Origin of the sequence: Kitasatospora sp. NBC_01250 (assembly GCF_036226465.1) — a bacterium.
In the GTDB taxonomy this organism is placed as follows: Bacteria; Actinomycetota; Actinomycetes; order Streptomycetales; family Streptomycetaceae; genus Kitasatospora.
In genome coordinates this window covers 7,074,963-7,094,674 of sequence record NZ_CP108476.1, presented here as the reverse complement: position 1 = coordinate 7,094,674, position 19,712 = coordinate 7,074,963, and the positions used below count along the sequence as shown (strand labels likewise).

The window sequence follows — 19,712 nt, the reverse complement described above, 5'->3', positions numbered from 1 at the left end:
GCGCCGGCACTCGGCCCGCAGGCGCTCCTGGCCGGTCGGCACCGTGGCCGTCCCGAAGTCGGTACGCTGACGGCGTCCGCAGTGCCGTCCCGAGCGAGGCCTTTGATCCATGCGCATGTTCTTCGAGCCCGAGGACGAGGACGGCTACGCGGCAACCTGCGAGCTGCTGACTGGCCGCCTTGCGGCCTGGAGCCGGGCGCAGGGCCTGGCGGCGGAGCCCGTGGTGGTGGAGTCGGCGTTGGACTACCGCCATCGCGGCACCGTCGATGGTCGGCTGGGGCTGTGGCAGGCGCGGCATGTGGAGGAGTTCCTGCTCGATTGGCTGCCGCGCATGCTCACCCAGCTGCCCGGCGAGCCAACGGCGGACGGCCCCGCAGGGCTGCGCACGCTGCTGAGCTACCTGTGCGCCATGGGGCTGGACGATCCACGCGGTGAGCCGCTCGATGTCCTGGAGCGCGCGATCGACGCGGTGTCGCCCATGTTCGCCGAGGCCATGGCCGACCGGACTCGCTGGGGGATGGCGAAGTTCTGGGCGACCACCGCCGCCGAGCAGGGCGTCGACATCTTCGACCAGGTAGCGATGGAGCGGTTCACGGAGCGCGCGCGTCGTGGCGAAGTCCCCTACGACGAGGCGGCGCTGGAGGCGATCGCTCGCCGCCACCAGGTGACCGGCCCGCCCCAGATGGCGCGCGCTGAGCCCCAGCTGCCCGTCACATTGCCCGCTGAGGACGAGCTTCGAACCACCGCGACAGCGGTCCCGCTCATCGGCCAGCTGGCCGCTCTCGCCGAGTGGGCCGGGAAGGACGGGCGGGAACTGACGAAACTCGGACGGCTCAAGATCGCCGACGCCCGCGAGCTCGTCGCCACGCTTCGCACCGGTGACCGTCCAGGCTCGCCGCGCAGCAGCGCCGACCTGCCGCTCCTCAACCTGGTCTTCGAGTGGGCGAAGAAGGCCCGCCTGGTGCGCCCGGCCAAGGGCCGCCTGTACGCGGTTGCCAAGGCCCGGCCAGTCCTCAACGACCCGCTCGCGCTGTGGCAGCGGGCCTTTGAGGCACTCTTCGAGCTGCGCGAGGCGTTGATCGGTGACCGCGACGGCTACCGGCCGACCTCGATGCTCTATGCCGTGTACGAGGACATCCTGCCCGACATCCTCAACACCCTCTACAGCCTCCCCCATCCCATGCCCTGGCCCCGGCTGCGGGAATCGACCCACCTGGCCTACCGCGCCCGCTACCGTTTCAGCGGCGACGACACCGCGCAGGAGCGGATGTGGCTCCGGGCAGCCGACGCCGACCTCCACGACGTCCTGGACGCCCTGGAGCGGCTCGGCATCCTCACTCGCGAGCAGGGCATGGCCCACCCGCTCTTTCTCGACATGCCGGCCGTGCCGTCCGCGCCGACGCTGCCTCCAGGGATGCCGCCGGAGCTCGCCTTCCTCCTCGGCGCCCCGGCCCCCGACCCCGACGCACCACAGCGCGCGCAGGAGCTGCGCAAGGAACTCACCGCCGGCCCGGTCGAGCTGATCCGCCTCACCGACCTCGGCACCCGTGCCGTGCGGCTACAGCTGCTCGCCGAAGGCCGCGACGCTCCCCTCGTCGGCGAACTCGCCGACGCCCCGGCCGGCGGGCTGCTCGGCGTCCTCGCCGAGCACTACGACCCCGACTCCGCCCGCACCGAACTCGCCACGTGGACAGCCGCGCACGGCGGAGACCAAGCCGCGCTCGCGGAACTCGTCCAGGCCGTACGCGACACACCGTGGCGCAGCCGCGCCGAAGCCATACTCGACACCCTCACCACCGCCCTGCCCGACGGCGCGGGCGAGCATCTCCTGCGCGCCCTACGGAGCGATCCACAGCTCGCCCCGACCGCGCTCAGCGTCCTCACCCGCCGCGAGATCCTCGTCCCGGACGACCTCACCGAGCCGGAGTCGCTGCTGATTCTGGCCGAGGGCCTGCTCCAGCTGCTGGAGGTCGCAGGACAGGACTCCGCCATGAACTCCCTGCTTTCCCAAGGCCGCAAGCAGGCCCGCGAGATCATCGCCGCCGCCCTGGCCTCGGGGCACCCCGACCAAGCCGGGCTTGCCGCGCTCCGCTCCCTGGCCGACGGCCCGCTGTGGGAACGCTCCGCACAGCTCGGCCGCCAGAACGCCGCCCGCGCCCGCAAAGGCGGCACACGGGACAAGCGCAAGCGGCGACGCTGAACCCGGCCGCCGGGGGCTGTTGACTGCGGACTCCGTCCACGTCTTCGGCCCCGGCCCCAGGTGAAGGCCACTCGAACGAGTGAAATCCAGCTGCCGCCCTTCCCGCAGCCCCCTGCGCACTGGCACACTCTCTGCAGAGGACGAAGGAAGCCCGGGCCTCACCCATCCGAGACCAAGCCGTCGATCGCTACAGGCACAGCTCCCCACGCAGCAACGGCATGTGTGTATGGGTTGTGTCCGGCCTCGGACACATATGTCAGATGACCTGATCCGGCACTTGATCAGGTCATCTGCTTTTTGGGGCTGCCGGGCAGTCTGCGCGGGGCGGTGAATCTCGGTTGCCCGTCATCGGGTTGCACGGCGATGATCCCTGCATGTCCGACACCACCTCCGCGAGTCCCACGTGGCGGCCCTATCCCAAGGTCTCTGCCAGGCAGCGGCCTGCCGGATCCGGGAGCCGGGAGTGGGTCGCGGTGGAGAAGGTGCACGGGGCGCACTTCGCGGTGGTCTGCGACGGATCCGGAGTTCGTCCGGCGAAACGGCGCGAGCTGCTGGGTGACGATGCACTGGACGACTTCTTCGGCGTCAGCAGGGTCTGGCCGGCGCTCTCGGTGGCGGCAGCCCGCTTCGCCTCGTCAGTGCGCAGCAGCTGGGGCAACACTGCCGCAGTGACGGTTTACGGCGAACTGGCAGGCGGCTGCTACCCGCATCCGGATGTTCGCGTCGTTGCCGGAGTCGAGCCGGTGCAGACCGGCGTGTGGTACGCACCGGGCCTGCAGTGGCTGCCGTTCGAGGCCTCGGTCGAGCGGGCTGACGGCCGGTGGTGGCTCTCCGACCGTGCGCTGCGTGAAGCCGCAACCCCCGCCGGGCTCAACTGCGTTCCGGCGCTCGGGTACGGCGCGCTGAACAGGCTTCAGGAGTTGCCCAGCGCCTTCCCCACCAGAGTCCCAATCCTTTTCGGGCTTCCGGAACTGATGGACAACCTCGCCGAGGGCTACATCCTCAAACCGGCCGGCGAATGGCGGGAGGCCGATCCCGCAGGCACCGACCTGCGGCCAATGGTGAAGGTGAAGCAGAAGGCCTTCGCGGAGGACGCACGCTTCGACGGCGCACGTCCCTACCTCCCCCCATCGCAGGGCGCGGCCGGGATCCCCGCCTGGCTCCTGGTCCAGGCATCGGCACTCCTCACCCCCACCCGCGCGGCCGCCGCGGTCAGCAAGCTCGGACCCCGCACTCCCCCGAACGCCGTCGCGAGGGAGATCACCCAGGACGTAACGGAGGAACTCGCCGAAGCCCTGGGAGGACTCGAGGATGAGCTCCTGCACGCCCTGGAGCAAGCACTATGGCCCGGAGCCCACGCCCTGGCAGCGTTCGACGCCAAGGATCGCCACACTTCCCAGTGACGGGCGCTGGATGCGGAAGCCGATGTCATCAGCTGATCACCGGTGCCGAGATCACCCGCCTGGCCGGCGTGACCAGGGCCACCGTCTCCTACTGGCGACGGCGCTGCATTGCGGCTCTGACTGAGCGTTTCCTGGACGTCACCCGCCGCGCGGGATCCGACCAGGTCTCCTCCCCCAGATCGTGCGCACCGTGCAGCACTTCGCGGACCCCCTCCCCAGGACGGCACACATCCTCGACCCAGCCTGTGGCATCGGCAGCATCCTGCTCACTCGCGGCCCAGCTGCTGGACCGATCCGGCACGGCCAGGAAATAGACCCAGCGTTGGCTGAGTTCGCCCGTCGTGCCGCTCTCACCGGCCGCCAACAGGCGCCGTTCCACCGGTGCCAGTGGCACCTTCCGGGTCGACACCCGCGGTTCCCGCATCCCCCGGATGGGCATCGAGGAGCAACGCCGCTACGGCGCTGCCTTCCGTATGCTCCAGGAGTTCGACGAGTGCGCCAGGAAGCCGGCCCAGCTCAGCGAGCAGGCCGCCACGCTGGCCCGTGAAGGGCTTACGACCGGTGGCCTGCACCCGCCACCACTGGTCAAGGGCAACCGACCCTTCCACTCGGGCGCGCACGGGCAGGAAGTCGCTCGGCGCCGCACTTCAGGAGACGGCGAGCGCCTCACGGGCACGGGTGCAGGCCACGAACAGCGGGCAGCGCTCGCGCAACAGACCCGTCTCGTGCGGCGGGCGGTCCACGGCAGCCGGGGTGATCTCGCGGACGAGGGGCACCGCACTGGCGGTCGCACCGAGTACGGCGACCGCCTGGAATTCGAGGCCCTTCATGGCATGCATCGTGGCAATCCGCACTCCGGCTACCTGCGGTGCGGGGGGCTGTCCCTTACCCTCGCGACCGGGCGATCCAGTTCGGCACCCGGTCGACGAGGGCGGCGAGCTCCGCCTGCTCGGAGCTGTGCCCGTCGAGGTGCGGCCTGCGGCCGTGCAGCGGTGACCGGTACCCGGCGAGGCTGTCGTTCCCCTCCCCGCCGGGATCCTCGGCAGGCACGGTGCCGGCGTCAACTGCTCAATGGCGACGACGTTGCCGACCTCCAGGAGTTGCGTCGCCCCGGCTTCTCCAGGACGTCGTAGCTCTCCTGGAAGCTGTTCGCGAACGCGAGTTGGGCACTGGCGGAATCCCTGGCCCTGACGGATCTGCAGGTCGTGGTCAGACCGCTCGGTCGGCCGCCATCTGCCTGGCCAGAGAGCGGACTTCGCCCAGCAGCTCGGCGGGCGACCGGTCGAGGTCCAGCGCGTGCTGATGGATGACGATTCCGGCCTGACGGACCTGATGGGCCGTGTGCGGGGCGTTGCCCTTCGCGTACACGAGGTGTCCCTCCGGCAGGCCCAGGGCGGTGCAGTAGGCAAGCATCTGATAGAGGTCGGCGTCTGGATAGCCGTCGGGCTTCTCGGCCTTGTACTTGGCATCGGCGACGGCCTGCGGGGTTCCGGCGGGCCCGTACAGGACGAGGTCCGGCCGCATCCGAATCAGGGAGGCCTCGTCGAGGTGGTGCGGGTCCTGGAGGCGGCAGGTGAGGTCCGTTGCCCGGTAGGCCTCGCGCAGGGCGAGCGTCACGAAGTCCTCGAAGAGCTTGTTCATGTTGAACAGGAAGCCGTCGATGCGCAGTCCGCCGGCGAAGTGCTCGGGCGAGGACCCATCGAGAACCGCACGAGCGAGATGGAGGGCCTGGTGGTAGCGGGAGTTGAGGCGAGTCGGGTGCCAGGACGGGATGGCCTGGCCGCGCACCAGCGGAGTGACGTCGGCAAGGCGGGAGCGCTGGTGGAGCAGGCGGCGACGTACGTTCTGGGGTACGCCCGGCAGCCGGAGCAGCCGTTCGACGGCAGCGCGCAGGATGCGGTTCTCCGCGATGTCGGTGGTGAACTCGTCGTACGCGATCTCGACCGGCAGGGTCGCGCCGAAGCGGCGGCGGATCTGCTCGGTCTCCCGGATCCGGCCGCGGACGACGAGCGAACTGTCCTCAACGGCGCGGTATCCCTGCAGCAACCCCTGACGCAGAGCCCGGTCCACCTGTCGTTCCACGGCGTGCGCGAGGGCCGGCAGGAGGTCATGACGCTCGCCCAGCTCGACCTGGCCGTCGCGCCAGCCGTGCGGGTTGAGGCTGTACCCGATCAGGAAGAAGAGACGGGCGATGGGCACCTTGGGGGTAATGCGGACGGTGACGGGTTCGCCGCCCGGCACGCCCAGAGTCACCGCGCCGACCTTGCTGCCGGCGCGCAGTGTCCAGTGGCCTGGCCGGTAGGGGTCGGGGGTGGCGGTGTCGAGGATGCGGGAGGCGGCAAGCGCCTGACCGGCCGCATCCGGGAGCGGGACCGACAACGCCGGCGCGTGCTCGGCCAGTTCGACGATGGTCACGACTCGGCCGGGCCGGCTCCGGACCGGCCCTCGTCCTCCCGGGCCAGGTCGCCCGGCTGCGTGACGAACCTGGCACGCCGGGCAGCCGATTCGGCTTGCAGCACCGCGAGGCCGTACCGCTTCTCGATGTCGATGCCTTCGCCGTAGTGGTGCTCCTCCAGCAACGGAAGGATCTTGGTCCGCCAGGTGCGCTCCAGGCCGCGCTCGCGGTAGACGCCGGGCTTCATCAGATAGGAGGGTCCGATCCGGAACTCCGTTTCGTCGATACGGGAGTTGAGCGCGTCCAGCAGGTCGGCCGGCTCACTGTCGTGTCCCTTGGCGGCGAGCCACCGCCGCAGCAGGCCGCTGGTCGGCTCGGTGCGCGGCGACAGCTCGACGAACGCGAACCGACGCCGCATCGCCGCGTCGACGAGGGCGATCGACCGGTCGGCGGTGTTCATGGTGCCGATCACGAACAGGTTCGGCGGCAGCGCGAAGTCGTCGCCCGAGTACGTGAGCCGCACCGACTTGTTGCGGTACTCCAGCAAGAAGTACAGCTCACCGAAGACCTTCGCCAGGTTGGCCCGGTTGATCTCGTCGATGATCAGGAAATGCGGTACGTGCCGGTTGCCCTCGCGGGAGGCGAGGTCGGCCAGCTCGCGGAGGGGGCCCGGGGTCAGACGGAATGCGACCTCTCGGGTCTCCGGGTCCTCCTTAGGGCGGAAACCCTCGAAGAAGTCCTCGTAGGCATAGGAGGGGTGGAACTGGACGAGCTTGACCTGTTCGGGCCCTCCGCCCAGGAACTCGGCGAGCTTCTGCGCAAGGTACGTCTTGCCGGTGCCCGGAGGGCCGTACAGCACCAGCTGGCGCTCGTCCCAGAGGAGGTCGCGGACTTCCCGGAGCCATGTCACGTCATGGACGAGAAGGCCTCGGGCGAGCTCGGGGGTGGGCTCGGGCAAGGCCAGTTCGCGCCGGGCGATGAGGATCTCGACGCTCGGGTCGCGCTCTATGGCCTCGGCCTCCTCCTCCAGCTCCTGGTCGCTCAGTCCGAGGCCCTTGATCAGAGACTGCATGGAGGTGAGATCGACGACGTCGTGCTGCACGGAGAGCTTCTGCTGAAGCTCCTCGGGCAGGTCGGAGTACGGGTACCCCTCGCTCTGCCACTCCACCGGTCGGCGCAGGTTGGACCGGCCGTCCTCGGTGGCCATCTGCTCCGCCGGCCCGGTCACCTCACCCACGTAGAACAGCCCGCCGGAGATGGTGCACACGATGTCGCCGGGCTTGATCCGAGAGAGGAAGGCGTGCAACTGCTCGACGAGATCCTGCTGCTGACTGTACGTGGCCGTGGACTCGTAGTCGTCCTGGACGAACTCGCGCAACTGCTCCTTGCTCGTGCCCTGACCGACCCCCTGCCGCAGCCGGGACGCTGCGAGGCTGATCAGGCCGTCCGGCAGCCACAGCCGTTGGACGAGGTCGAGGCCGGTGACGTTGGAACCGCGAACCAGCCAAGCACGGTTGGGGCCGGCCCAGACGCCCGGCATGAACTCCGACAGCGGCCTGTCATCCTTCGTCCGCCACCGCGTCCAGCCGTTGGCCGATCGGCCCAGCAGAATCTCCGCCGCGGCGGAGGGAGAGCCACACTCCACATCCTCGGTCAGTTCGAGGTACCCCGGCCAACTCTCGGACGGGCGCAACTTGCCCTCTTCGATCAGCTGCGTCCGCAGGCGGTAGGAGGATGCCCTGCGCTCCGCGTAGTACGGCACGACACTTGCCTTGGCAGGCGCCCCCGCGCACACCAGGAACTTCTGGCTGCCGTTGCTGCCCTTCTCCGGCAGCAGCCGCCCGCGGGCGACCGGCCCTCCGACTGCCAGCCGCAGCTTGAACTCCTGGTACTCGTCCTCCACGACCCGTTCCCGCCCCTCAACCTTGAAGATCCTGCACGCACAATAGGGCCTGCCACCGACCGGCGAGGGCAACGGGTCGAGGGGTCAGGTCTCGCGCATATCGCTCACACCGGCGAGCGATCCACCAGGCCTCGCGCCGGGAGCCAGGTCGACTCGTCGAGTACGACCTCCCTGGCCAGATCGTTGCAGGCAGCGAGACGGCGGTCGCCGGGATCCACCACGAAGACGTAAACTCCCGCGTCGTCTGCGAAGGCGCGGGCGGGGCGTGTGGCGGAGTTCTCCGTCACGACCATCAGCCGTCGGCGTCGCGCGGCCGCGCTGCCGTACAGTCGCTGCACGTCCCCGAGGCCCACGCTCTTCGAGCGATTCCACCACTCGACGCGGAAGATATCCGACTCAAGTCGGCTGCATGTGCTGTCCGGTACGACGTCTGCGAAACCCATCCGAGTCAGCTCGCGGGCGACGCGGTCGACCAGGGTCGAGCCCTCCGGCCGGGTGTCCGTCTGTGGCAGTTGGGCGGGCAAGCCCTCCCGGCCGACGGACCTGCCGTCCACGGTGAGGACGCGGGGAAGGCCGACCAGCTCGGCAAGGACCTCCGCAAGCCTGGCCCGGGAGACGCGGCCGGACCCCACTCCCGGGACGACGGACGGCTCGCCGAAGAGGAGCTCTCCCAGGTCGAGCCGCCGCGAGACAGCCCCGCGCTCATCCCGCCGGACGTCGGCGCTCCAACCCGACACCTGATGGACGGCGGCCCGTGGCGCCGAGGGCACCCGCGAAAGCGACAGTGCGCGTGGGGGCCGGAAGGCGGGCAGACCGGCTCAGGTGGCTTCGACCACGCCGAGTGCGGCTGTGCTCGGCGGCGCGAGCCAAACCAGTCGCAAAGTCGCAATGCCGACGCAGCACCGTGTCCGGCTGAACCAGCAGCGCGATTGGTCCACCTCGACCACGCGATGTCGCGCCGTCCCAGGTGAAGAGGGTCCGTTCACCGGTGGCGGGACAGTGCTTCGCGGCGCGGCGGCCGAAAGGGTCGTAATGGTAGAACCCGTTCGGTGCCGTCGGGGGTGGTGACGGCGATGAGACGGTTCTCAAGGTCCCACGTGTAGCGCCAGGTGTCGGTGCGGCCGGACAGGCTGGTCTGGCGGCGAGTGGTGACGCGGCCCTGGGCGTCGTGGATGCAACGGGTCCGGCCGGCGCTGGTCGTGCGGGTGCCGGTGTAGCCGCGGGTACCGAGGGCGCTGTCGTCGCGGGTGGGCCGTGCAGCGTCGGTGGGAAGGCGATCGCCCCCGAGAAGGGCACGCGGCTGGTGGTCGAGGCCGAGGGCTGGATGGTGGCCAATGGCGTTCAGCTGATCGTGCCGTGGTTCACCCGAGAGGCGGGCCGTTGTGGGTGACGGGCTGGGGGTGGGCCGTCGGAGGGGTGCTCTGCTGGGGCGGGCACGGGATCGGCTGTCGCGCGGGTGAAGGACTCGCCGGTCATGGCGGCGGTCAGGGTGCCGCCGTCGGCCGGGTCGATCAGGAGGAACGAGCCGGTCAGCCGGTTGTCGGCGTAGGCGTCCAGGGCGAGCGGCTCGGCGGTGCGCAGGAGGACGTGGCCGATGTCGTTGACCTTCAACTCCTGGGTGTCGCCGCGCTGTTCGAGGGTGTCGATGTCGATCCGGTAGCTGATCTCCTTGACCAGTGCGCGCACGGTGCGGGTGGTGTGCTTGAGCAGTACCTTGTCGCCGGTGCGCAGCGGGCGTTCGTGGAGGTGGCAGACGGTGGCCTCGACGTCCTTGGTGGGGCGAGGGGTGGGGCCTGCGGCGATGAGGTCGCCGCGGGAGATGTCGAGGTCGTCGGTGAGGCGCACGGTGATCGACTGCGGGGCCCAGGCGATGTCGGTCTCGGTGCCGAGGGCGTCGATGCCGGCGATGGTGGTGGTGTGGCCGGAGGGGAGGACGGTGACGGTGTCGCCGGTGCGCAGCACGCCGGAGGCCAGCTGGCCGGCGTAGCCGCGGTAGTCGTGGTGTTCCTCGGACTGGGGGCGGATGACGTACTGGACGGGGAAGCGGGCCGGGTCGGTGCTGGGGTCGGTGCCGGTCTGGACGGTTTCCAGGTGTTCGAGGAGGGTGGGGCCGCCGTACCAGTCCATGTGGGCGGAGGGTTCGACGACGTTGTCGCCGGCGAGTGCGGAGATCGGGATGGCGATGATGTCACCGATTCCGAGGGAGGCGGCGTAGGCGGTGAATTCGGCGGCGATGGCGGCGAAGACGGGTTCGGCGTAGTGGGCCAGGTCCATCTTGTTGACGGCGAGTACGACGTGGGGGACGCGTAGCAGGGCGGCGACGGCGGCGTGGCGGCGGGTCTGTTCGACGACGCCGTTGCGGGCGTCGACCAGGACGACGGCGAGTTCGGCGGTGGAGGCGCCGGTGACCATGTTGCGGGTGTACTGCACGTGGCCGGGGGTGTCGGCGAGGATGAAGCGGCGCCGGGCGGTGGCGAAGTAGCGGTAGGCGACGTCGATGGTGATGCCCTGTTCGCGTTCGGCGCGCAGGCCGTCGGTGAGCAGTGCCAGGTCCGGTGCCTGCTGGCCGCGCTTGCGCGAGGCGTGTTCGACGGCTTCCAGCTGGTCGGTGAGCACCGACTTGGAGTCGTGGAGCAGGCGGCCGACCAGGGTGGACTTGCCGTCGTCGACGGAGCCGGCGGTGGCGAAGCGCAGCAGCGAGGTGGCGCCGAGGACTTGGGCGTCGGGGGGCTGGTCGCCGGTGGTGATGCTGACCATCTCTAGAAGTACCCTTCGCGCTTGCGGTCTTCCATCGCGGCCTCGGAGAGCTTGTCGTCGGCCCGGGTGGCTCCGCGCTCGGTCAGGCGGCTGGCGGCGATCTCGGTGATCACCTGGTCGATGGTGGCGGCGTCGGAGTCGACGGCGCCGGTGCAGGACATGTCGCCCACGGTGCGGTAGCGGATCAGGCGGCGCTGGACCGTTTCGCCTTCCTTGGGGCCGCCCCAGTCGCCGGCGGTCAGCCACATGCCGTCGCGGGCGAAGACGTCGCGTTCGTGGGCGTAGTAGATCTCCGGCAGGTCGATCGACTCGCGCTCGATGTACTGCCAGACGTCCAGCTCGGTCCAGTTGGAGAGCGGGAAGACGCGGACGTGTTCGCCCACGGCGTGCCGGCCGTTGTAGAGCGACCAGAGTTCGGGGCGTTGGCGGCGCGGGTCCCAGGCGCCGAACTCGTCGCGCAGGGAGAAGACGCGTTCCTTGGCGCGGGCCTTCTCCTCGTCGCGGCGCCCGCCGCCGAAGACGGCGTCGAACCTGCCCGTCTCGATGGCGTCCAGCAGCGGGACGGTCTGCAGCGGGTTGCGGGTGCCGTCGGGGCGCTCGCGCAGCCGGCCCTCGTCGATGAACCGCTGCACCGAGGCCACGTGCAGGCGAAGGCCGTGTTCGGCCACCACGCGGTCGCGGTAGGCGATCACCTCGGGGAAGTTGTGGCCGGTGTCCACGTGCAGCAGCGAGAACGGGACCGGCGCGGGAGCGAAGGCCTTCAACGCCAGGTGCAGCATGACGATCGAGTCCTTGCCGCCGGAGAACAGGATCACCGGCCGCTCGAACTCACCCGCCACCTCACGGAAGATGTGCACCGACTCCGCTTCCAGGGCGTCGAGGTGGGAGAGCGGGTGGGGGCGTCCGGGGCCGGACGCCGGGTACTCCGCGGTCGGCGGCAGCGGGTGGGGCGCGGTCGTCATGCCAGGCCCCTCTCGGCCAGGAAGGCGTGCAGCTCCGCCGCCGACTCGGCCACCGAGCGGCCCTGCGTCTGCAGGCGCAACTCCGGTGCGGCCGGCACCTCGTACGGGTCGTCGACCCCGGTCAGGCCGGTCAGCTCGCCGGCCGCCTGCTTGGCGTAGAGGCCCTTGACGTCCCGCTCGGCGCAGAGCTCCACCGGAGTGGCGACGTGGATCTCCAGGAGTTCGGTGCCCTTGGCCACGTGCAGCTCGCGGACCGCGGCCCGGGAGTCGGCGTACGGGGCGATCACCGGGGCGAGCACGGTGACACCGTGCGAGGCGAGCTTCTCGGCGACGAAGCCGATCCGGGTGACGTTGGTGTGCCGGTCCTCACGGGTGAACCCCAGGCCCTTGGAGAGGAATTCGCGGATCTCGTCCCCGTCCAGCACCTCCACCCGACGGCCCTCCGCCCGCAGCCGCTCGGCCACGGCGAGGGCGAGCGTGGTCTTGCCGGCACTGGGCAGCCCGGTCAGCCACACCGTGGCCCCGCGCTCGCGGCGGGCTGCCGCGGGGACCGCCTCCGCGACTCCCCCGACGACCGGGATGTCGACTGTGATCACGATCAACTCCAAAGGGGGAAAGCTTCCTTGGGGTCCGTGGGCGAGCCGGCTGCGGACCGCGGGCGCGGCGAGCCGCTGCCACCGCCCCCCACGACGTCTTCGGCCGTGCACGAGGAATCCCCGCCCGCAGATCTGGCGCATGCGCTCCATCCGGTTCGAGCTGTCCCAAGCCGTGACGACCGCGGCCGTCCGCACGCACCGCTCTTGAGGCTGCGGTCGCCCTGGTCCGGCCCGCGAGGGTTCGGACGTCAGGGATCAGGGTTCGTCGTGGGGGCGGCCAAGCGAGGCCACGACACCGAGCCGAGGTGAACCATCGCCGTGTCACTGCCAGTTCACTGTGGTGAGGGTGGATCGGTGGCGACTAGCCCTCCTCGTATGCCAGGAGGGCACGCTACCCGATCGTACGATCGGGGCCAAGAGGGCGCGGGCGCGGCCGGGGCGGCCTCCGGAGGGACGGTCGGCCGACTGCCGGGCACGGTGGGATTCCGAGTGATTCACCTCGCCGATCCATTGACATGTACTCGCAACTTGGGTTTAACCTAACGGCGTTACTGCCCAGTAGTCTCAGGTTGGACCGGATCGCGGGATGGCGCAACGGCGCCCCCGAGCAGCGAAGTTCGCGTCGCGGAAGGGCGCGTCGCGCCCTTCCGCACTTGCTCATGCCCCAGTTGCACCAGGATCCGACGCGGCCCGTGTTCCCCTCCCACCCCGCTGCCGAAGGAACACACCCCTTGTCTGCCACCCCGCTCGCCCTCACCCTGGCCAATCTGCTGCTCCGGCCGGGCTTCGGCACGCGTCGCAACCCCGACCGGGCCTTCGACCGGCTCATCGCCACAACCGCGCAGGCGGACGGAGACCAGCCGTTCGCGGACGACTTCCGGCTGCTGCTGCGCAACTGGTCGAGGGACGACAGCCTCACCCCGGTCGGCTGGGCCTCCGCGCAGGCCCACGTCCGCAGACAGCTCGGCAACCGGGCCCGGATCCGCCGGCTGATCTCCCAGCACCCCGCGATCGAGCGCGAGCCCATCGAGCAACCGGTGTTCGTGGTGGGCCTGCCGCGCACAGCCACCACCCTGACCCACAGCGTCCTGTCGCTCTCGGCCGAGCACCGCTGCCCCCTGCTGTGGGAACTGCTCACGCCCGATGTGGAGCCGACGCCCGATCAGCGCAGAAGGGCGATCACCACCGCGCGTCGGATGGTCGGCGCGATCGACCTCTTCGCCCCGCGGTTCCGCGACATCCACCCGCTCGACGCCGAGGGCCCCGACGAGTGCACCTTCGCCCTCCCGCACACCGTCATGCCACTGTCCCAGGCCCGCATCCCCAACTACACGGTCCGGCACTACGAACGGGACTTCATCCCCGACTACCGCTACCTCAAGCAGATTTTCCAGGTACTCCAGTACGGTCGCCCGCGCCGCCGATGGGTGCTGAAGTCACCCATGCACCTGGAGAACCTCGACGCACTGCGCACCGTCTTCCCGGATGCCACCATCGTGTGGACGCACCGCGACCCGGTCGCCGTCGTGGCGTCCTTCTGCAGCCTGGTCGAGCACGGGATGGCCATCACCGTCCGCCCCCTCGACCTGCACGGAATCGGCGCCACCTGGCTCGACGTACTGAGCCGCGCCATGACACGGGGCCTGGCGGCCCGTGCCTCGATCCCCGCCGAGGCGCTGGTGGACGTCCCCTACTCCTGGCTCGGGTCCCACCCCGCCACCGGCGCCCCCAGACTCTACGAATCCATCGGCGCCCGCTGGACGAGCGCCACCGCGGCCCGGCTTCCCGAGATCACCGCTCGCCCGAAGGGCACCCGCCCGCACAGCTACGACCTGGCGCGCTACGGCCTGACCCGCGCCGACGTCGAGGCGGCGTTCGCCGACTACAACACCGTGCGCGCCGAGGTCGACCGGAGCTGATGGCGCAGGGCGAGGATCTCCGCATCCTTCTCGCCCTCCCGCACCTGCGCATGGTGATCGAGACGGACACCGCCGACCTGGCCGGCCTCGAGCACGACGCCCCCACCGCACCCGGCCACCGCACGCCGTGGGACGACGGTGCGGGGGCCGGGTGCGGTGGGGCCGGTGAGGCGGTGGTCAGGCGGAGTGGGCCCGGTGTTCGGCGGGGGCGGGGTGGTGGCGGACCGGGCCGGCGGCGACGGTGGCGGCCAGCAGGTCGAGGGCGGCGGCCGAGGCGGTGTCGGGCTCGGCGCTGTAGAGCAGGACGCGGTGGCCGCTCTCGTCCGAGAAGCGCATGCTCTCGAAGGAGAGCTCCATCTCGCCGACCAGCGGGTGGTGGAAGGACTTGGTGCCCACGGTGCAGTTGCGGACCGGGTGACGTGACCACAGAGCCCCGAACGTCGGGCTCTGGATGGCGAGTTGACCGACCAACTGGGCCAGTCGCTGGTCCTCCGGGTGGCGGCCGACGACCAGTCGCAGGGCGGCCAGGGCGACCCGGGTCTCCTCCTCCCAGTGGGTGTACAGCTCCCGGGTGTGCGGGTCGAGGAAGAGCAGCCGGGTGAGGTTGGGGCGCTCGGCCGGGCGGTCGGGGCTGTCCAGGTCCAGGTGGCCGGCCAGCAGGGCGTGGCCCAGCGGGTTCCAGGCCAGGACGTCGTTGCGCCGGTCGAGCACCACCGCGGGGACCTGGGCCATCGCGTTGATCAGGTTGCGGGTGGCGGCGCGGACCCGCTCCGGACGCACCACCGGTGCCTTCGCGGCCCGCTCGGGACGGGCCAGGTTGCGCAGGTGCGCGTGCTCGTCCGGGCTCAGTCGCAGCGCGCGCGCGACGGCGTCGAGCACGCCGTCCGAGGCGTTGGCGCTCTGCCCCTGCTCCAGCCGGGTGTAGTAGGTCACGCTGACGCCGGCCAGCATGGCCAGTTCCTCGCGGCGCAGCCCGGGGACCCGCCTGCGGTTGCCGTGCGGGTTCAGGCCCACGTCCTCCGGACGCAGTTGGGCACGCCGGTTGCGCAGGAAATCTCCCAGTGCGGTTGATGTCTCCATGCGTCCAAGTCTGCCCGCGGGGTGGCTCGCGCGGGTGGCTCAAGCTGTCCCTGCGAGTGCTACTTTCGGCAGTCGTACCCAGCCGCTGGCTACCTTTCCCAGGGGTCTGGGTAGCCCCGCCGCGGCAGTGCAGGCTCGTTCTCGTACCCAAGACGACGAACGAAGGGTTCCTTGCCATGTCGGCGGTTGACGATCTGAACGTGCGGGAGCAGCGCCTGGCGGCGCCGGCCCCCAAGACCGATGAATCCCGGTTGTCGGGGCGACTGCTGCTGGTGCTGATCGTCCTGCTGGTCGCCCAGTTCATGCTCGCGGTCGACTTCTCCATCCTGAACGTGGCACTGCCGGTGATCGGCAAGGGCCTCGGCTTCTCGCTCGGCAACCTGCAGTGGATCGGCACCGCGTTCGCGCTGTCCGCGGCCGGTTTCACCCTGCTGTTCGGCCGGGTGGCCGACCTCTTCGGCCGCCGCAGGCTGTTCCTGCTGGGCCTGGCGCTGCTCGGCGCCGCCTCGCTCGCCGGCGGTCTGGCCACCAGCCCGACCATCCTGCTGATCGCCCGTGTCGCCCAGGGTCTGGCCACCGCCGCCGTGACGCCGGCCGGCCTGTCCCTGCTGACCACCTCCTTCCCCGAGGGCCCGCTGCGCGACAAGGCGCTGGGCCTCAACGGCGCGCTGATGTCGGCCGGCTTCACCACCGGCGCGATCCTCGGCGGGGTGCTCACCGACCTGCTCTCCTGGCGCTGGGCGTTCTTCATCAACGTGCCGGTCGCCCTGGCGGTCCTGCTGATCGCGCCGAGCGTGATCAAGGAGAGCCGCCCGCAGACCCGGCCCAAGCTCGACCTGCCCGGCGCCGCGACCGTCACCCTCGGCCTGCTCTCGCTGGTCTACGGCCTGACCCAGGCCGGCCAGCACGGCTGGGGCAACCCGACCGCGCTGGTCACCCTGGTCCTGGGCATCGTCCTGCTGGTGGCCTTCTACGCCGTCGAGAAGCGGGCCGCAGCACCGCTGGTGCCGGTCTCCATCCTCAAGCGCCCCACCGTCATCTGGGGCAACATCGCCGGCCTGATCGCCTTCCTCACCGAGACCTCGCTGGTCTTCCTGATGACCCTCTACCTGCAGGACGTCCTCAACTTCTCGGCGCTCGCCGCCGGTCTCTCCTTCGGCGTCCTGGGCCTGGGCACCGTCATCGGCGGATCCACCGCCGCCAAGATGATCGCCCGCACCAGCACCCGCAGCACCCTGGTGATCGGCGGACTTCTGCAGGCTGCCGCGACCGCTTCGCTGCTCGCCCTCGGCCAGAGCCACTCCTGGCTCGGCCTGCTGCTGCCGGCCACCTTCATCGGCGGCGTGGGCAACATGTTCGTGATCGTCGGGTTCATGGTCACCGCCACCTCCGGTCTGCCGGACCACGAGCAGGGCATGGCCACCGGCCTGGCCACCATGACCCAGCAGATCGGGATCACCATGGGCACCCCGATCATGAGCTCCATCGTCGCCACCCAGACCACCGCGCACACCAACGCCCACAGCGTGCTGGACGGCGTGGGCCTGGCGGTGCTGGTGAACGCGCTGCTGGTGCTGGTCGGCGTCCTGACCACCGTCTTCCTCCGCCGCCGCAAGGAGCAGCACAGCGGCGCCGCGGGGTAGGACGGGAATCGCGCGCCGACCCCTGCGGCGCGCCCGAGGGGAGCGGGACGGCCACCGGGCCGTCCCGCTCCCCTCGTTTTCCGTGCCGCTTTCCGTGCCGCTTTCCGTGCCGTTTTCCGTGCCGTTTTCCGTGCCGTGCCGGGCCCGGTGCTGCCTGTCCCTGGCAGTGCTAGCCACACCGGTGCTACCCGGCGCAGGGGCCTGGCTGGGCCCGGCGGACCACGGCAGGGTTGGTCCCAACAGGCCGTCAGGAGGAGTACAGCGATGGCGATCCACGATCACATGCGGCGGGACACCGTCCGCTGGCACAGCGTCCGGCTGCCGGCCGGCCGGCACCTGGTGGGGGCTCGGGTCTTCACCCCCGCGACCCCGCCGGAGGGCTGGCTGGTGTGGGCGCACGGCGGCAGTTGGCGGGCCGGCTCGGTGGCGGGCTGGCACGGCGCCACCGCCGACCTCGCACGGCACTCCGGCTGCGCCGTGGTCAGCGTCGAGTACCGGCTGAGCCCCGGCCACCGCCACCCGGCCGCCCTGGCGGACGTGCTGACCGCGGTGGACTGGGCGTTCGAGCAGGCCGGGGCGGCGGGCGCGGTGGCGGTCGGCGGCGACAGCGCCGGCGGCACGCTCGCCGCCGCGGCGGCCCTGGCCTGCCGCGACCGGGCACGGCCACTGGCCGCGCAGGTGCTCGCCTACCCGCCGCTCGACCCCGTGTGCGACGCCGACTCCTACACCCGCTACCAGGGCAACTTCCCCACCCCGCAGGCGATGGTCGCCGCCTGGCAGGACTACCGCGCCCCGGGCCGCCCGGTGGCCGAGGACGGCACCCGGCTGTACAGCACGCCGTTCGAGGCCGCCGACCTGCGCGGCCTGGCCCCGGCCGTGCTCGCCGTCGGCGAGTTCGACCCGGTGGCCGACGACGTGCGCCGCTACCGGGAACTCCTGCTGGCGGCGGGCGTGCGGGCCGAGCTGCGGGAGTTCCCGCAGACCTTCCACGGCGCCTTCCTGGACCCGGGGCAGCAGCCGCCCTCGACCGCGGAGGAACCCGGCCTGCGGCCCTGGCTGGGCACCGCGTTGCGAGCCCGGCTCGCCCGCGGCGCCCGCTGAGCCGGCCCGTCGCCGACCCACCGCCCCGTCCCATGCCCCGCTTCGCCTTCGCCCTGCCCCGCCCGGCGAGCCGCGTTCCCCCGTGCCCCGCACCGCGAGCCCCGATCAATCGCGCCCGGCTCTCCCGGGCTGCCCGACACCTTACGGAGACCCGATGAACTCCCCTGCCCGGACCTCGTCCCCGGCCGAACTCGACGGCCTGCTGAGGCACTTCGCCGACCTGCGGGACGGCACCCACGGCGACGCCGTCTCCCGCGGCGGCAAGGAGCGGCTCTTCGAGGCCGCCGTCGCCCTGCTCGACCCGTACGCCCGCCAGGCGCTGCGCGAGCTCGACGAGCGGCTGCTGCTGGGCCGCGGCGAGTTGACCGCGACCGGTGTCCGCCGCGGACCGGACGGCGGCGTCTACGCCGCCTGGCGGCTGTCCTGGGCCGAGCAGCGCGAGACGGGGATCGATCCGATCACCCTGCTCGCGCACTACGGCACCGGATTCCATCACCCGCACGTGCGCGGCGCCACGGTCGGCGAGTGGCCGCTGAACGTGTTCACCGACGAGCAGGCCGCCGCCGAGCTGCCCACGCTGCGCGCGATCGCCGCCGCCGACCTGCACAACCTGGTGTTCGAGCGGGACTACCGGATCGTGCCGGCCACCATGGCCGATGCCGCGTCCGCCCCGGCCGAGGAGGAGCGGGCATGACGCTGCGCCTGTCGGTCCTCGACCAGACGCCGGTCGGCGAGCACTCCTCCGGGGACCTGGCGCTGCGCTCCTCGGTGGAGCTGGCACGCGCCCTCGACCCGCTGGGCTTCACCCGCTACTGGACGGCCGAGCACCACGGTTCGCCGGGCTTCGCCGGCACCGCCCCGGAAATCCTGGCCACCGCGCTGCTGGGCGCCACCGAGCGGATGCGGATCGGCACCGGCGGGGTCCTGCTGCCGCGCTACCCCGCGCTGAAGGTGGCGGAGGTCTTCGGCGTGCTGTCCGCGTTGTACCCGGGGCGGGTGGACCTGGGCATCGGCCGCGCGGGCGGTCCCGCGCACCAGTTCCCCCGGCAGCTCGCCGAACTGCGGGACCACCTGGGCCTGGTGGAGCCCTTCGAGCCGACGGTGCCGCGCGGGGTGCTGCCGCCCAGGCTGTGGCTGCTGGGGGCCGGCACCGGCTCGGCCGAGCTGGCCGGCGAGGCGGGCAGCGACTTCGCCTTCGCGCACTTCCTCAACCCGCGTACCGGGCGCGCCGCGTTCGAGACCTACCGGCACGGCCTCGCGGCGCGGCCGGCGGAGGTGGCCGCCCTCGCCGGCCCGGCCCTCACCCGCCCGGCCGCCGGCACGGCGCGGCCGACGGCCGCGCTGGCCGTGCGGGTGGTCACCGCGGACACCGCGGCCAGGGCCGAGCTGCTGGCGCAGGCGATGCTGCTGTGGCGCAGCCGCAAGGACCTCGGCCACGACCTGCCGCTGCCCTCCGCCCACACCACGCGTCACCACCGCTGGACGGGGGCGGAGACCGAGCGGGCGCTGGCCAACAGTGCGGCCCTGGTGTCGGGGACGCCGGAGCAGGTGCACCGGCAGCTCACCGCGCTGGCGGCCGAGCACCAGGTGGACGAGCTCATCGTCAACACGCTCACCGCGGATCCGGCGGACCGGCTGCGCTCCTACGAGCTGCTCGCCGAGGTGTTCGCGCTGGACGGCGCACCGGCGCCGACGCCGGACGCGGGCCCGGTGCTGCGGGCCTGCTGACAGCTGACGAAGCCGGCTGCCGCCG

At 71.5% G+C, this 19,712-nt stretch carries 16 protein-coding genes; 7 read left to right on the top strand and 9 right to left on the bottom strand.

All coding sequences use genetic code 11. The features are described 5' to 3' along the window. Positions 1 to 115: 115 nt before the first annotated feature. A complete protein-coding gene (locus OG500_RS30080; protein WP_329584606.1) occupies positions 116 to 2,200 on the top strand; it encodes a hypothetical protein in 2,085 nt (694 codons plus the stop codon). A gap of 374 nt (positions 2,201 to 2,574) precedes the next feature. Further along, entirely contained in the window at positions 2,575 to 3,603 is a 1,029-nt protein-coding gene (locus tag OG500_RS30075) for an RNA ligase family protein (protein WP_329584604.1), read from the top strand. An 88-nt stretch (positions 3,604 to 3,691) separates the two neighbouring features. Here OG500_RS30075 and OG500_RS30070 read toward each other — a convergent pair whose 3' ends face one another. The 8 genes from OG500_RS30070 to cysC form a co-directional block, all read right to left on the bottom strand. Beyond that, complete coding sequence (locus OG500_RS30070) at positions 3,692 to 3,982, bottom strand: hypothetical protein (RefSeq protein ID WP_329584602.1); 291 nt, start codon at positions 3,980 to 3,982, stop codon at positions 3,692 to 3,694. Positions 3,983 to 4,250: 268 nt separating this feature from the next. After that, positions 4,251 to 4,433, bottom strand: a complete 183-nt coding sequence (locus OG500_RS30065) for a hypothetical protein (protein ID WP_329584600.1) — start codon at positions 4,431 to 4,433, stop codon at positions 4,251 to 4,253. Between the two features lie 379 nt (positions 4,434 to 4,812). Then, positions 4,813 to 6,018 (bottom strand): McrC family protein, encoded by a 1,206-nt coding sequence (locus OG500_RS30060; RefSeq protein ID WP_329584598.1) that lies wholly within the window; start codon positions 6,016 to 6,018, stop codon positions 4,813 to 4,815. Further along, complete coding sequence (locus OG500_RS30055; protein ID WP_329584596.1) at positions 6,015 to 7,901, bottom strand: DUF4357 domain-containing protein; 1,887 nt, start codon at positions 7,899 to 7,901, stop codon at positions 6,015 to 6,017. Before OG500_RS30055 ends, OG500_RS30060 begins: the two co-directional genes overlap by 4 nt. Before the next feature lie 104 nt (positions 7,902 to 8,005). Then, on the bottom strand, positions 8,006 to 8,638 hold the full coding sequence (locus tag OG500_RS30050) for a restriction endonuclease (protein ID WP_329584594.1): 633 nt from the start codon (positions 8,636 to 8,638) through the stop codon (positions 8,006 to 8,008). A 604-nt stretch (positions 8,639 to 9,242) separates the two neighbouring features. Then, on the bottom strand, positions 9,243 to 10,658 hold the full coding sequence (locus OG500_RS30040) for a sulfate adenylyltransferase subunit 1 (RefSeq protein ID WP_329584592.1): 1,416 nt from the start codon (positions 10,656 to 10,658) through the stop codon (positions 9,243 to 9,245). A gap of 2 nt (positions 10,659 to 10,660) precedes the next feature. After that, positions 10,661 to 11,620: a sulfate adenylyltransferase subunit CysD gene (gene cysD, locus OG500_RS30035; RefSeq protein ID WP_329584590.1), complete on the bottom strand. Its 960-nt coding sequence runs from the start codon at positions 11,618 to 11,620 to the stop codon at positions 10,661 to 10,663. Beyond that, the gene (gene cysC, locus OG500_RS30030) at positions 11,617 to 12,201 is read right to left on the bottom strand and encodes an adenylyl-sulfate kinase (RefSeq protein ID WP_329587823.1); all 585 of its coding nucleotides are present in this window, start codon (positions 12,199 to 12,201) and stop codon (positions 11,617 to 11,619) included. The genes cysD and cysC overlap by 4 nt, the downstream gene beginning before the upstream one ends. A gap of 746 nt (positions 12,202 to 12,947) precedes the next feature. Between cysC and OG500_RS30025 the strand changes: the two genes are divergently transcribed. Beyond that, complete coding sequence (locus tag OG500_RS30025) at positions 12,948 to 14,135, top strand: sulfotransferase family protein (protein WP_329584587.1); 1,188 nt, start codon at positions 12,948 to 12,950, stop codon at positions 14,133 to 14,135. 177 nt (positions 14,136 to 14,312) lie between these two features. On the opposite strand, the gene OG500_RS30020 is transcribed toward OG500_RS30025, so the two are convergent. Beyond that, the gene (locus OG500_RS30020) at positions 14,313 to 15,215 is read right to left on the bottom strand and encodes a helix-turn-helix domain-containing protein (RefSeq protein ID WP_327069980.1); all 903 of its coding nucleotides are present in this window, start codon (positions 15,213 to 15,215) and stop codon (positions 14,313 to 14,315) included. 176 nt (positions 15,216 to 15,391) lie between these two features. Between OG500_RS30020 and OG500_RS30015 the strand changes: the two genes are divergently transcribed. From OG500_RS30015 to OG500_RS30000, 4 genes are all read left to right on the top strand, one after another. Beyond that, positions 15,392 to 16,858, top strand: coding sequence for an MFS transporter (locus tag OG500_RS30015; protein WP_327069979.1), 1,467 nt, complete (start codon positions 15,392 to 15,394; stop codon positions 16,856 to 16,858). A 264-nt stretch (positions 16,859 to 17,122) separates the two neighbouring features. Next, positions 17,123 to 17,959, top strand: a complete 837-nt coding sequence (locus OG500_RS30010; RefSeq protein WP_329584584.1) for an alpha/beta hydrolase fold domain-containing protein — start codon at positions 17,123 to 17,125, stop codon at positions 17,957 to 17,959. A 154-nt stretch (positions 17,960 to 18,113) separates the two neighbouring features. Next, on the top strand, positions 18,114 to 18,653 hold the full coding sequence (locus OG500_RS30005) for a hypothetical protein (RefSeq protein ID WP_329584582.1): 540 nt from the start codon (positions 18,114 to 18,116) through the stop codon (positions 18,651 to 18,653). Continuing rightward, complete coding sequence (locus OG500_RS30000; protein ID WP_327069976.1) at positions 18,650 to 19,687, top strand: MsnO8 family LLM class oxidoreductase; 1,038 nt, start codon at positions 18,650 to 18,652, stop codon at positions 19,685 to 19,687. Before OG500_RS30005 ends, OG500_RS30000 begins: the two co-directional genes overlap by 4 nt. Positions 19,688 to 19,712 lie beyond the last annotated feature (25 nt).

What these genes read in the sequence shown, in the direction of transcription:
- OG500_RS30080 (WP_329584606.1), top strand. Translation starts at nt 116, where the DNA reads ATGTTCTTCGAGCCCGAGGACGAGGACGGCTACGCGGCAACCTGCGAG.
- OG500_RS30075 (WP_329584604.1), top strand. Translation starts at nt 2,575, where the DNA reads ATGTCCGACACCACCTCCGCGAGTCCCACGTGGCGGCCCTATCCCAAG.
- OG500_RS30065 (WP_329584600.1), bottom strand. Translation starts at nt 4,433, where the DNA reads ATGAAGGGCCTCGAATTCCAGGCGGTCGCCGTACTCGGTGCGACCGCC.
- OG500_RS30040 (WP_329584592.1), bottom strand. Translation starts at nt 10,658, where the DNA reads ATGGTCAGCATCACCACCGGCGACCAGCCCCCCGACGCCCAAGTCCTC.
- cysD (WP_329584590.1), bottom strand. Translation starts at nt 11,620, where the DNA reads ATGACGACCGCGCCCCACCCGCTGCCGCCGACCGCGGAGTACCCGGCG.
- OG500_RS30020 (WP_327069980.1), bottom strand. Translation starts at nt 15,215, where the DNA reads ATGGAGACATCAACCGCACTGGGAGATTTCCTGCGCAACCGGCGTGCC.
- OG500_RS30015 (WP_327069979.1), top strand. Translation starts at nt 15,392, where the DNA reads ATGTCGGCGGTTGACGATCTGAACGTGCGGGAGCAGCGCCTGGCGGCG.
- OG500_RS30010 (WP_329584584.1), top strand. Translation starts at nt 17,123, where the DNA reads ATGGCGATCCACGATCACATGCGGCGGGACACCGTCCGCTGGCACAGC.
- OG500_RS30005 (WP_329584582.1), top strand. Translation starts at nt 18,114, where the DNA reads ATGAACTCCCCTGCCCGGACCTCGTCCCCGGCCGAACTCGACGGCCTG.
- OG500_RS30000 (WP_327069976.1), top strand. Translation starts at nt 18,650, where the DNA reads ATGACGCTGCGCCTGTCGGTCCTCGACCAGACGCCGGTCGGCGAGCAC.